Origin of the sequence: Legionella sp. PATHC035 (assembly GCF_026191115.1) — a bacterium.
Taxonomy (GTDB): Bacteria; Pseudomonadota; Gammaproteobacteria; order Legionellales; family Legionellaceae; genus Legionella.
The window spans coordinates 1,386,781-1,399,740 of the sequence record NZ_JAPHOT010000001.1 but is presented as its reverse complement, the minus strand read 5'-3'; the positions used below and the strand labels follow the sequence as shown (position 1 = coordinate 1,399,740).

Below are 12,960 nucleotides of genomic sequence, written 5' to 3'. Positions count from 1 at the left end.
TCACATTGGGTGGTCCAATCTGACTTTTCTTCAAGATTTTTATCCCTATTGCAGTTTAGGAAGAGCAGATATTTTCTCCGATTGCTTTGCAGGTTTACGTGAAAAAAAAGAACCCACATAACTGAGGATGGAGCGATTGGTATTCGTCTCCTTTTCCTCTTCAACTTCAATGATTTCAGGTGCTGGGTACAAACTCTCTTGAACCATTTGAAAGCCTGAAAAAACACTTTTTAGAACGAAAGGGAGCAGGGTTAACATCATCAGCATGCTGCCTAAGTTGGTTGATTCATTAAACAGTGCATAATTTGCCAAAGATTGAAAAACTGCAATGAGTAGCGCAATGCCCATTGTATTTGAAATCAGTCTTGACGCATTGATATTGCGGTTATCCATGGGTAAATCAGCGCTTTGATTAATTTCATAAAATGCAATCCACAGCCATAACAGGTCAAATGCAACGCTATACCAATGTTGCTGATTCATTTCCGTGACATTTGCGCCGACCGCTTTGGCTAAATCAAAGGTCATTTTGCCGCTTTTAAGTGCTAAGGCCATCGTCGGTTTTTCTTGAGAGTTCGCTAAAGGAGCAAATTGCTGGACAAACAAGCTTTTCGGAAGGTTAATATCAAAAAGCTCGTAAAAAGTTTTATCAGAACCAAATAATCTTCTGAGTTGCTCTTCACTGATATTGGCTAAAGCACCTACTCCAGGGGCAAACGTCCCATCATCGGAATGATGGGCGATAACCACATTGGCGTTTTTCATCATCATGACATCATTGGTCCCATCACCATTGGCGACGATAAAATAATGATGATCTTTGAGATAACGGGCAAGAATACCTTTTCCCTCGGTACTCATTTCTGCAAAAATAATCACTGGGCGCTTTGTTTTATCTCTATCCATCAATTTTTGCAACTGTGCCAATACGCTTTCATTGACGCCGGCAAATATGACCGTGGCATCGGGTGGACAATTTTTTTCACTTAAACTGTCAAAAGCCAGGTCTTCAGCCTGATTGGCGCGAATGGTAATGATGTTTTTCGCATTTTCCGGACATAGTACTTTGGCAATATTTACCGCTGCTTTAGTGGTATCACCTGTTGCTACAAATACCGGAACGGATATTTCTCGGCATTGAGCGATAAATTGTTCAGCTCCTTTTTTTACTGGGTTATCAATAATAAAAGTGCCGTAATAGCCCAATTTTTTGAGTAATGATGGATTTTTTAAAATAAACGCTTCAATCGCTTTTTTATCATCTTTATCAAATAATTCTTTTAAGGTGGTAAACTCAAATTCATTAATTGGCGTGTGGGCGATGCACCAATCGCGGGATAAAACTGCAGTACGACTTTGCATCGAAGTATATGCCTGCAACAAAGGCGTTTCTTGAAATGCCTCTGCTTTAGGAACTCCACAAAAGACAAGAGAGGATGCTTCACCATCCTGCACGAGCGTGAAACGGCCGCCAAAGGTGCGATACAAACCCAGATGAAAGGTCTCAACTTCTTTTTGTGAAGTAATTACTTTTTTAAAGTGATTGTTTCCGAGAGTAGTTACTTCCAAACACTGAGAATTATCCAATAGAGATTTGAATAACCCCAAAATGGCATGTTCCTCAGGTTCTAATTCCTTTATATTGTTCGTAAAGGCATAACAAAATACCTCAAAGGACTTACGCCATTGTGATTCTTTGGGTAGAGGAAGTTTTCCTTTGTTTTCTTTGATTAGGTGCTGTACTTCAGATTGCATATCGGTAGTCCACAATCCTAATACATCCATTTGAGTTGTAGTCAGCGTGCCGGTTTTATCTGAAATAATTGCAACCCCACGTGGAAATTTATCACGATAATATCCACCTAAAGCATTACATAAATCCACCAGACGAAGGGCATCAATCGTCTCAAAAGGTTGATCCCCCAAATTGCTATTGAGGCTTTTCATTAAACGACTATTTACAGTTTCCCGTAAAAAAGCCTCAGAAAAGGGAATCATCGTTTGGAAGAGGGTGAACATGAGTCTTAGCGTTTCTGCAGGCATCAGGGTAATGTCTCTCTGCAGAAAAGCAGCCATAATGATGGAGCCTAAAATAGAATATAAAACACTTCTTTGCTTGCGTTCGGCGATAATCTCATTAATAACGGCTTTCTTCTCATAGTTACTACTTAATATGAGTTCCTTCTCAGGCTTAATTTGAATAAAAATATTGTCATTCCCATATAGGTTTAATTTATCGCCTACCAGTACTCCGGCTTGTTTACCATCGCGAACTGCATACAAGTCCACTTTTTTGTAATCTGATGTCAAATTAGCTTTGGTCTGATGTTCTATCCAAACATCCTCTCCATTTTGCGCTTTCAGATTCACGCTAAATTTTTTTCGCTCCAACGTTGGGGTCCATTTGCCTTCCACATTGCGTTGAAGCGCCACAAGCTCCCCCGATATGGGCACACAATCTAAATTGATGCCCTCATCACAAAGAACCAAATCGCCAGTACGGAGCTGGTATCTGGGAACGTTAACGAATATCGGACCGTTTGCGGTAAATTTTAAAACCCGATGGACCTTATGATTGTATTCGTAATCATGGTTCAGTTTTTCTTGTTGCACACGCATTTTTTTTATAGTCGATGGGGCTAAATCAGCGAGTAATGCCGGTAAGTTACGAAATTTCTGTACGATTCGGTCCGCATAACGAATATTGTGAGAAATAAGTCCTAATTGAAAGGCACGGGAACTAACCATCAATTCACTGGCGATAAAATGATTGATTTGGAGCCATGTATTGGATACTGGCGTTAACCCGCTGGAAATCACGGCAGTATCTGAGCGTTGTGCGCCCCGATTATATTGGAAGCGGACGAGTAATTCCTGTGCTTTTTGCGTGAGGTAGGAAATGCCGCTGGGAACAACCAATGCACTGGCTCCTAGCCCGGCAATGAGCGAATATTCATCTGCTATAGGTAGAAAAAAAGTAGTGCCCTTAAAAACGGAACTGTACATATAGGTTATTGCTGTCACCTCACTTGCTACCGCAACAGATAGAGATACTCCAGAATCAAGTTTTTTATCCGTAATTCGATTTAAAGCACAATATCCTAATACAGCGGCACTAAAAAGAAATTGGATCACAAAATCATATTCAGGATTACCCATGAAATACTCACTGAGATACGGCGTTAGATAATGACCAACAAGTAAGGCTGCACCAGAAGAAATGGTAGGCCAGATGTATTTGTTGAACGTACTCCAATCTACAGAATCTAAAGAAAAGGTCCATGCCAGCGTGTGATACAGTTCTTTGACGCGTAAGGAAAAAAAATTGTTTATTTCTGCTGCCGTACTTTTTAGGTAATACATGCGATCGGCTTCGGCGTTTTGTACCAATTGAAGGGGCAAGGCCCGGCTGTCTTTAGGATTTTTGCTTTGCGATTTTGAGAAGGTAGGTATTTTTGTCTTCATGTCTCAATCCTTTTGCATTCCAATAATCTATTTGAATATTTAGGGCCCATCTTGATAGTTAACTTATCTACAGCTAAGGTTCAAGAGGATTTGAAAAAAATAATGTTCTAATGCCATTACTCGTTAGTAGCAAACACAGGATCAACCAATGTTTGCTACTAAGTATTATTTCAGTTGCATACTATGAGGAAGAACATGCACGCCAGCCGGCATTGGGGCTTTGTGGGCAAAGAATCCTTTTTGTGAGGCCACAACCCCAGTTGTTTGATCCTGAGAACCCGCTTCATTATGATCCTGAGTAAAGGTGATGTCCCCAAGGTTTTTGGTTCGATTTACAAGTATTTCCGCAACAAGAGTTTGCTCGTTCAAAATGTCCAATAAGTTTTTGGAACCGTTTTTGAGCTTACATGCACCTTTGTTATCCAGAACAAAAAGATCTCCTTGAGCATTCAGGCCATATCGTTTAGAAAAAATTCCCTTAGAGGTATTGAAGTCAGTAGCAAAAGTGATCATCCCTTTCCTTGTGAAACTGCTTTTGCGTATTACAAAAGGGAGGTTGGGATTCTCTGCCAGAACAGTTTTACCTCGTTGGGCATCGGCAACAAAATAGGGACTTTCTGTAAGCTCCTGATAAAGAATTTCGCCTTTTGATATTTTCTTAAGATTTAATTGAGCCTTATGAGTGCCAGGTTTCCATTGGTCATCGTGGTTTATAATGAACTTTGCTTGTTCAGTAAGCAACAACAGTGTGGTCGTTATTCCTCGCGGATGCATGTCTACCTCGAATCGCTCATCCTCATTGACTAAAAAGATTTTTTTGCTATTGAAATCAAAGTCAAAGGGAAATGAAACGATACCTTTAGCCGTTTTAAAAGAAATAGAGAACAGAGCACCTCCGTCACCTGGTTGCCTGCTGGGATGGACAACATAAGTAGCCTTAGGATTTTTAGCGAAGTGCTCTTTAACATCATCAAGGCTCTTAATAAATAAGCCATATTGAAACACATCATCCATAATATAGAATATTTTCTCTTTGCGACTCATGACACTATCCATCAGAGTCTCTGCAACTTTATCCAGATCATTGATATTTTGATTCATCGTGCGTACCCAGAATCGATAGTCTGCTATCGGTTTTCCTTCACCATGAAGAGACTCTATTAATCGTTCTTTTTCTCCGGCGTAACGATGCAGACCAAGGGTTACATTTTGAGGAATCAGGTAGGGATATTTGATAAAATAGTGATTCAAGGCTTTCAATATATCCATTCGATCATCAAAAAAATCAAAAACGATTTCTTCTCCTGGATGATCCGCTGCTGCTTTTTGCATTTGTGCAAAAAGGAGCGGCCTTTTATATTCATCAGCTTGCGTGCAAACAGCATGATGATGAGTATTCTCACGGAACATACCCCAGGTGTTCTTAGTAATTTCGCTCATGATTAAATTGAAGGAAGTGCCGTTTTCCAAATCGCCCTCTATATCGGCCAGTAGTAAGGGGTCATGTACCATACCCAGCGTATTACAAATAGTGAGCATCGCTGGGCAGCATGATCCTTTCCCATTCATTTCATCAATACTAAGGTCCTGTCGGGTCGAGCCAATGAATGCATAGGTTGCTGAAAATTAAGTATTTTCTTTTTTCAGTTGGAATAGAAGAGCTTGATTCGCAACAATAAGGGCATGCGCTTGCCGGCCTTTATATTGTTTACTCCATAATTCCATGAACGTCTTATTGAATACACATCCATCAAAATCTAAAGATATATAGCGTATTGTCATTTTGATAACCTTATGAAAAAAACAAGCATAAGTCAGGCCTATGCTTGCTACAGACTATTTAAGGTTGCATGTCATGCCCAAGAACAGGCTCTGCTGGAGGTTTTGCGACGGCTTTGTGGGCAAATAATCCTGTTTGTGATGCCACTGCTCTATTGGTTTGCGCGGCTGCTCCCGTTGTTCCCGCTGGGATTTGACTCCCCCTAAAGGTGATCTTCTCAAGATCTTCGGCTTGATTGACCCGTGCTGTTTCAATAAGGATACGATCTTTCAAAAAGCCCAATAAATCCTCAGATGCCTCCCTTATCTTATATGCTGCAATGTCATCTAGAGAAAAAAGTTGACCTTCTGGAGTGAGTCCAAAACGTGAGGCCCTAAACCCAACAAAATATGGGCTATTTGTCAGCTCCAGGTAGAGGCTTTGACCTTTTGACATTGCCTCAGGTTGTTCTTGAGCGGGTTGGGGGACTGGATTGTTCCAATTGTCATTGTTTTCTATATAAATTCGAGCATTTGCAACATGTGTTGCCAGCGTGGCAATTAATCCTTGAGGATCCATTTCGATCGCAAATCGCTCACCCTTATCCAATAGGAATAAATTGCCATCTAAATCAAAACCATATCTTGTGGAAACAATATTTTTAGACGTTCGATAAGAAGTATTGAACAGGAGGAGATCATCCGATTTTTGTGAGCTGGGATGGACCACAAAGTCTGCATCAGGGTTTTGAGCAAAGAATGCGTTTACTTCCTGAGCGCTGTTGATGAAGAGCCCCTTTTTACCAAGTTCCTTCATAATGGAAAATATTTTTTCTTCAGGACGGGGTTGTAAAGTCACTTCTTTTAGCGCTTCTGCAACTTCATGTAAATACTTAACGTTTTCATGCATTGTGCGTAGGCAGAATTGATAGTTGGATATTGGGTTTCCTATACCTTGAATAGACGCAATTAACTTGTCTTTTTCTCCAGCATAGCTGTGTAAACGTAACTGTACATTCTTTGGAATCATATGGTTATGTTCGCTAAAATACTCTTTTAGAGTCCATAAGATGTCAGTTCGATCATCAAAAAAATCAAATATGATTTCTTCTCCTGGATGATCATCCGCTGCTTTTTGCATTTGTGCAAAAAGAATGGTTCTTTTATATTCATCGTTACCGGCGCAGATTGCATGTTGATGAGTATTTTTATTGTTATCACTCCATGTCCCGTTGTTAATCTCATCCATTATACGCTGGTATGAAGTGCCACTGGCCAATTCGCCATCGATATCTGCAAGCAGGAGTGGATCAAACGTAATACCCAGATAATCACAAATCGTGGCCATTGCCGGGCAACAAGATCCCCTATATTGTTTTGGAGTATAAATACCGCTGTTGAGCATGTCGGTGAAGTAATCTTGGCGGGCCGAGCCGATGAAACCGTAAACTGCTGAAAACTTGGTATTTTCACTTTTTAGTTTGTTTAGTAACTCCCTATTTTTAACCAGGACGGCATCAGTTTGATCCTTACTATAATTGTTATGTGGTAATTCAACATAAGCCCTGTTAAATAAACATCCATCAAAATCAAAAGATAAATAGCGTATTGCCATTTTTGAACCTTATAAAGTTAAAATAAAAAAGAAACAGATCAAGGCGAATTAATTTTTAGTCCTAGGAAATCATGTCAATTGGCTTTAGATAGTGGGTACGTAGATGATTTAAGGTAGGGTGCAAACAAAAATATGAAATAGTACTAACCCTTATTGTTCTTATGGATTGGGTTTTATTTGTTAAACATGACTGATAAAACTTAAAAAATCTATCTCAACAAAATCAAACTTATTGATTCAGATTGCCTAAGCTGTATCAGTCCTCCGCTCATCCAGATTGATAGTCTTTATCTGCATGAATAGTTTTTAACAATGGCGACATTTTATAGATAAATTATTAAGGAAGTATTAACAAAATTTATGAATATTTGTGCTAAATTTATACAATTGGGGATTAACAAGGTTGTTGGATTCCTTATTCATAAAAATAATTGACTATCAAAAACAAACTCAAGGAATTCAGGGATGAATCAAGGAGGTTGTGAAAATGACGATAGTGAAACGGATAACCGATCTTTCGAATTATACTACGGTCCTTCCTTATGATAGTGAACTGTTTGGCATATACCAACCTTTGCTTGGATGGAAATCCAAACGAATTCAAGAACGGTTTCAGACGGGATTTCAAAATGATAAAGCGTCAATTTTGGAGAAGTTAAAAAGTCAGTTTGCCGGTTTGATTGATATTAATTATACCCAGGATGGCCAAATCAACATCCAAATTAAAGCAGGCGCCCTTGAGGCGGGAAAAATCCGCACTTTTGATAGCGTGGTATTACAACAAATTTCCTTACAGCTGCCGCCCTATCAAAATTACCAACCAAGTATTTGGGATACGATCATTACGAATGACTATGTGAATGCAATCCTTAATAAAAATATTGTAAAAATATACACGGATGCCTATTCGCAAATTAATAATCGAAGTAATTTAAATCCCAGTTCAGGCATTCTTTCACGTGCGGGCAATGTGACTGGATCATCGATTAATACTCGAAGGATAGATGTTGGGGTATTGGAGCATCAGTTAGAATATGAGTCCTCAGTGGCGGGAACCTTATTATTTCTCGTGAAGCAACGAGCCTACGATCTTTTAACCCACATTTTTTATAGTACAGTGAATAATACCGAGGAAGCGACGCGACTCACCAAGATGCTTTCTGCCGATAACAGTAGTGATGCTTTTCTCAATATTAATGATCTGGATCCCACCAATAAAGACTATCTTGATTGTGTGGCTTTATCACCAATCAGTATTGTTCATTTATTTCGACAATATTTCTTTGAATTAGATACTTTTCTTGGAACCCCGGTTGATCATGTCTGGCTAAGCCCGGGCTCTACCGTGGAACTCATCGAAGTCCATACGCGCAACACCACGGTTGAGCGTACATTAGAAACCACCTTGGATCTCATTACCAAGTCTTCCACAACGACCACAACGCAAGATGAGCTTTCGGATGCAGTTAAAGATGAGAACCAACAAGACGTCAATTTCGGGGCGAGTGTTAAAGCGTCCTATGCATCAGTCGAAGCGACATCCAGTTTTGATGATAAGACATCACAGCAAACAGCACGTGAGGCAACACACAAACAAATGCGCCAGCAAACAGAACAGTTATCATCTGAAATAAGGAAAAATTATAAATCAACGTTTAAAACGGTAACCGAAACAACCGATGTTTCGAGCATTAAACATACCTTAACAAATACTACTGAAGAGCTTATAAACTATGAATTACGCCGAAAAATGCGGCAAGTTGGGGTGCAAGTTCAAGATGTAGGATCCTATTTGTGTTGGCAAACCTATGTGGATGATCCAGGCAAAGAATTAGGAATAGCAGAACTGGTCCATATTGCCGTCCCGGCTGATTTGGATAGTATTCCGCATCCTGAGGAAATCCCTACGTTCCAGCCTTTTCAAGAAGAGAAAAACATTACCATTCCTTTTGTTTCTCTAGACGGTACGGACGCAGACAATAAAAAGGTCTATGTGAACGGGGTTTATTCGGGTACGGAATGGGTTGTGTTTGATGACGTGGAAAAAATTCAAGCAGATTTCGCGCAGGAATTTGTATGTTCTAAAGCGAATTATGATTTGACTGATGTGGAATTTGATCCCCAGGGGAAACCCGTAAAAGTATCAAGGAAAGATTCGATTCAAAATTTATCGGATAAGGCCACCTTCACCTTACATTTGGATTATGCTGATTTTCAAGGAGAAAACAGTCTTGATGTCGCTCTTATTCTGCATTGGGCTCCCAAAGCAGGAGCCAATGATGCGATCATTCAACAAAACAATGCAAATCTCGCAAATTTTAAAGCGAAGGAAAAGGCAGAATATGAAAAAGCGTACGTAGAGACTGTTAAAGATAGGGTGACCCTGGCGAGTAAAATTAAAACACGTGATAGTGAAGACTTAAGAGAAGAAGAACGGATTGTCGTCTACCGTCAGCTGGTGCAGAGCATGCTTTTAAACAATGTTCCCTTGCCAGATGATCGAACCCGACATGTGGTCGCCGAGCTCATAAACTCTATTTTTGATATTGATAAAATGCTGTATTTTGTGTCTCCTGAATGGTGGAGGCCGAGATTACATCGGAGCAAACAACAGTTGCAAGAAACACCAACTCCCATTTTTAATCCATCAGGACCAGTATTGAGTGGGGTCAATAGAGTCTTACAGAAGGGCTTGATGAATAAAATCAGCATTGCCGATTTAAATTCTGAAAATAATCTCTTAAGTTCCAGTACCGTGGGTTGGGGAGGCATCAATGAGCAACAACGAGATAATTATTATATGACCGAAGATTCAGATCCCGCCAAGTTAGGCAGCAGTCTAGGCTGGTTGTTGCAATTAGATGGCGACAACATGCGCAATGCGTTTTTAAATGCCCCTTGGGTAAAAGCGGTCATTCCTATCCGGCCAGGGAAAGAAGAAGCTGCCATTAATTGGTTAAAAGGTGTTGAAGGCATGAATGGGATTACCGATGATGTCATTTATCACACCAATAATTCGAATGAAAAAGACATTAATGGCCATCCTTTAAATGGCCAAAAAATGATTGATGTCATCATGGATTTAGCTAAAAAAATACAACAGAAATATGAAGAAGGAATCCAAACTGGAAAATATCCTAAACCCAGTGAAGTATCGGATCCCGCATTGGTTGATGACACCAACACGGTAACGGCAACCCCCATTGATCGCGTTTACGAACATGGATTTTTCCCCTTACAGGGTGGTTTTCGAGCAAACGTGGGTAAAAACTATGAAATTTTTGATCAATGGATAGAAATTCTCCCAACTGATCAGATCGTTCCGGTAGAGGTAAAATACGATCCCAAAACGGGTAGGCAGATCTAGCCATGGCCAATAAATGGTTAAAAGTATTTCCGGATGCAACACGGAATCAAATCGAATATATGGTCGATGGGACAAATGCTTTTGCTGAAATTGTGAAAGCGCTTCAAACCGCAAAGACTCCCGATCATTATATTTATATTCTTGGATGGATGCTGGACATTGATTTCCCTCTCATAGAGACGGATCAAAAATCGACTTTATTTAATTTATTAAATACGGCATCCACCAAAGGAGTCGAAATACGGATTTTAGTTTGGAATAATCCGAGTGTTGAATTACAAAAAATGAACTTGAATAACATTCCCAAGTTAAATGGTTTATCAAATACAGTGGCTCTCTTAGATGATAATACTTATTCCACCTCGGACTCCAGGCAGTTCGTTGCTCAATTCGTCCCCTTTATTATGCAGAAATTTAGTCAATATCAATCCATTTTCAAAGAGTTAGACCCTTTTTATGCCATCCTTAGATACTGCTTAAGTAAGAATGTAGGCAGTCATCATGAAAAGGTACTTGTTATTAAAGGAGAAGAAGGACTCATTTCCTTTTGTGGGGGGATGGATATCAATAAGAATCGGTTTGATGCCTATCATAAAGATTATTCCAATGTTCATGACGTCCATTGCAAAGTACAAGGACCTGCTGCGTATCAAATCCTGCAAAAATTTAAAAAAAGATGGCATAACCATCCCAGTACCAAGAATATTCAACTCAAAGGAGAAAATGAAACAAAACCAAGTGAAATCACCATGGGGAACTTCTACTACGGAAAAGTTGTCGGTACGTATAATGATCCGAACAGCAACGATCACGATCGGAGTTTGAAGGACGCCTACTTTGCAATCATCGCTAACGCACAAAAGTATATCTACATTGAAGATCAATATTTAGTCAATGTTGATGTTGCAAAGCAACTCAATAAAAAGATTCAAGAGTCCAATTTTGTTTGTTTAATTTTAGCCATTCAGGATTCACAAGAAACCACAGACATACTTATTCCCGACAGGAAAAGAGGGGAGTTTTGGGATGCTTTACTCAGTGGAGTGAATCAGCAGGTTAAGGATAAAGTAGCGCTTGTTCTAATCGATCGGGTCAATGCCGCCAAAGAAAATTATCATCCTGCCATGCATTCTAAAATAATCATAGCGGATGATGAAATTGTTATTATAGGTTCTGCGAACGTGAACCAACGCTCCTTTACCCATGATAGCGAAACATCGATGGTCATTTTTGATGATGATAAATCAAGTGTTTTTAAAGATACGTTTGCTAAAAGGTTGAGGCTGGAAATATGGAAAGAATTTGCCAGTAAAATGATAGCCCCTGATTCAATCATTGCTTCTTGGGAACAGTTTTTGAAAATTTTAATGAATCCAAACGTACATCCCCTGATCTTAATTCCCTATCTGAACAGTATTGAAGATCTGGATAAACGAATTATTGATTACATTAAAAAAAGTGGGGCAATTGCCCCCATTGTAGCCAACATCTTGGTGGGTGACAGCAGTGACTTATCTGTTGCTTTGGCGAATGTTTCGGTGGTACTCAGCCCTTTTCAGATCGTGCAAATATTTAATAATCTTTGGGATTATGTGATTGACCCACAGGTAAAGTAAGTTCATTAGTTCGAGCATGTCATTTTGCGCAAATCAGGATGACAGGATTGTTTAGAGAATACGCTCCAATGCAAAGCAGTTGTATTGAAATTGATTATCAGAGAAAACAAGTCATAATTAATTAGAGGCATCACAGGGACGTACGTTAAAATGAATACTTTTGATACCGTTGCAATTGAATTTGATTTAACCCATCACCGCATGAAACAGCTTGCTCTTGAGGAATTGCAGATCAATCCTCAAGAAAAAAGCAAAGTGTATTGGATTCATAGCAACCTCAAGCAAGTCGATGTCTTTAATCAACTCGCCAGCACACTCAAATTACCTGAAGAAGTCATTAAATTATGTGCAGAAAATAATTTAACGAATCTTATTGATAATGATAAGGCACTCACGTTGCAAATTAAATGCTTGGCTTCGCTTGAGCTCAATGAAAATAATGAAATAAATCTCGATAACTTAGTGTTTCATCTTACTGAAAATTACTGCTTTACTGCATCGGAAAAACCGCTGCCTGTATTATTTGATTTTCTAAACAATTGTTCAAAGTCTCTTCACTATGCAAAAACCTCATGTTTCATATTATTTTTACTTCTTGAAGGGATTATTAATGACTACGCCAAGGTGCTCTTTAATTATGAGGAAATAGCGGAGGAGTTCGATTCTGTATTACAAACCACGAATGAGAATATCTATAAGGATGTTGCGGAGGTAAAACACCAGACCTTACAAATCAAACGCTATATGATGGCAATAAGAGAAATTTTAATGCGGATTACGACGCGCAATATTTCTGTTGTCTCAGAAAAATGCCGTTCTTCCTTATATAATTTGTCGAATCATAGCCATCTCATTATTCATGAAGTGGATTCAATTCGTGAGTTATTAAATGGCTTATTAGGACAAATTGATAATGAATTAATGCAAAAAATGAGTAAGACAATGGCCGTACTCACTGCCTTCGCCTCCATTTTTTTGCCACTCAATTTAATTACTGGAATCTATGGAATGAATTTTGAGTGGATTCCTGAGTTACACTGGAAATACGGATATTTTGGCGCATTGGGTTTAATTATTTTCTGTGCCTTATTTCTTTATATCCTTTTCAAGAAAAAGAAATGGCTGTAACCCTATGGGCA

7 protein-coding genes are annotated in these 12,960 nt (G+C 39.2%); 3 read left to right on the top strand and 4 right to left on the bottom strand.

Translation table 11 applies throughout. The features are described from left to right. Window positions 1-45: 45 nt before the first annotated feature. The 4 genes from OQJ13_RS06285 to OQJ13_RS06270 form a co-directional block, all read right to left on the bottom strand. Window positions 46-3,465: a cation-transporting P-type ATPase gene (locus tag OQJ13_RS06285; RefSeq protein ID WP_265709982.1), complete on the bottom strand. Its 3,420-nt coding sequence runs from the start codon at window positions 3,463-3,465 to the stop codon at window positions 46-48. Between the two features lie 165 nt (window positions 3,466-3,630). Further along, window positions 3,631-5,034, bottom strand: coding sequence for a hypothetical protein (locus OQJ13_RS06280; RefSeq protein WP_265709981.1), 1,404 nt, complete (start codon window positions 5,032-5,034; stop codon window positions 3,631-3,633). A 57-nt stretch (window positions 5,035-5,091) separates the two neighbouring features. Next, on the bottom strand, window positions 5,092-5,247 hold the full coding sequence (locus OQJ13_RS06275; protein WP_265709980.1) for a hypothetical protein: 156 nt from the start codon (window positions 5,245-5,247) through the stop codon (window positions 5,092-5,094). A 58-nt stretch (window positions 5,248-5,305) separates the two neighbouring features. Continuing rightward, window positions 5,306-6,838 carry a hypothetical protein gene (locus OQJ13_RS06270; protein ID WP_265709979.1) on the bottom strand — a complete coding sequence of 511 codons (1,533 nt, stop codon included), beginning with the start codon at window positions 6,836-6,838 and terminating at the stop codon, window positions 5,306-5,308. A 487-nt stretch (window positions 6,839-7,325) separates the two neighbouring features. On the opposite strand from OQJ13_RS06270, the gene OQJ13_RS06265 reads away from it, so the two are divergent. The 3 genes from OQJ13_RS06265 to OQJ13_RS06255 all read left to right on the top strand — a co-directional run bounded on the left by OQJ13_RS06265 (window position 7,326) and on the right by OQJ13_RS06255 (window position 12,949). Then, window positions 7,326-10,205 carry a peptidoglycan-binding protein gene (locus tag OQJ13_RS06265; protein WP_265709977.1) on the top strand — a complete coding sequence of 960 codons (2,880 nt, stop codon included), beginning with the start codon at window positions 7,326-7,328 and terminating at the stop codon, window positions 10,203-10,205. Window positions 10,206-10,207: 2 nt separating this feature from the next. After that, window positions 10,208-11,821: a phospholipase D-like domain-containing protein gene (locus OQJ13_RS06260; RefSeq protein WP_265709975.1), complete on the top strand. Its 1,614-nt coding sequence runs from the start codon at window positions 10,208-10,210 to the stop codon at window positions 11,819-11,821. 150 nt (window positions 11,822-11,971) lie between these two features. Beyond that, on the top strand, window positions 11,972-12,949 hold the full coding sequence (locus tag OQJ13_RS06255) for a magnesium transporter CorA family protein (RefSeq protein ID WP_265709973.1): 978 nt from the start codon (window positions 11,972-11,974) through the stop codon (window positions 12,947-12,949). Window positions 12,950-12,960 lie beyond the last annotated feature (11 nt).

Excerpts from the sequence above, each read along its gene's own strand:
- OQJ13_RS06270 (WP_265709979.1), bottom strand. The coding sequence starts at position 6,838 with ATGGCAATACGCTATTTATCTTTTGATTTTGATGGATGTTTATTTAAC.
- OQJ13_RS06260 (WP_265709975.1), top strand. The coding sequence starts at position 10,208 with ATGGCCAATAAATGGTTAAAAGTATTTCCGGATGCAACACGGAATCAA.
- OQJ13_RS06265 (WP_265709977.1), top strand. The coding sequence starts at position 7,326 with ATGACGATAGTGAAACGGATAACCGATCTTTCGAATTATACTACGGTC.
- OQJ13_RS06255 (WP_265709973.1), top strand. The coding sequence starts at position 11,972 with ATGAATACTTTTGATACCGTTGCAATTGAATTTGATTTAACCCATCAC.
- OQJ13_RS06285 (WP_265709982.1), bottom strand. The coding sequence starts at position 3,465 with ATGAAGACAAAAATACCTACCTTCTCAAAATCGCAAAGCAAAAATCCT.
- OQJ13_RS06275 (WP_265709980.1), bottom strand. The coding sequence starts at position 5,247 with ATGACAATACGCTATATATCTTTAGATTTTGATGGATGTGTATTCAAT.
- OQJ13_RS06280 (WP_265709981.1), bottom strand. The coding sequence starts at position 5,034 with ATGAATGGGAAAGGATCATGCTGCCCAGCGATGCTCACTATTTGTAAT.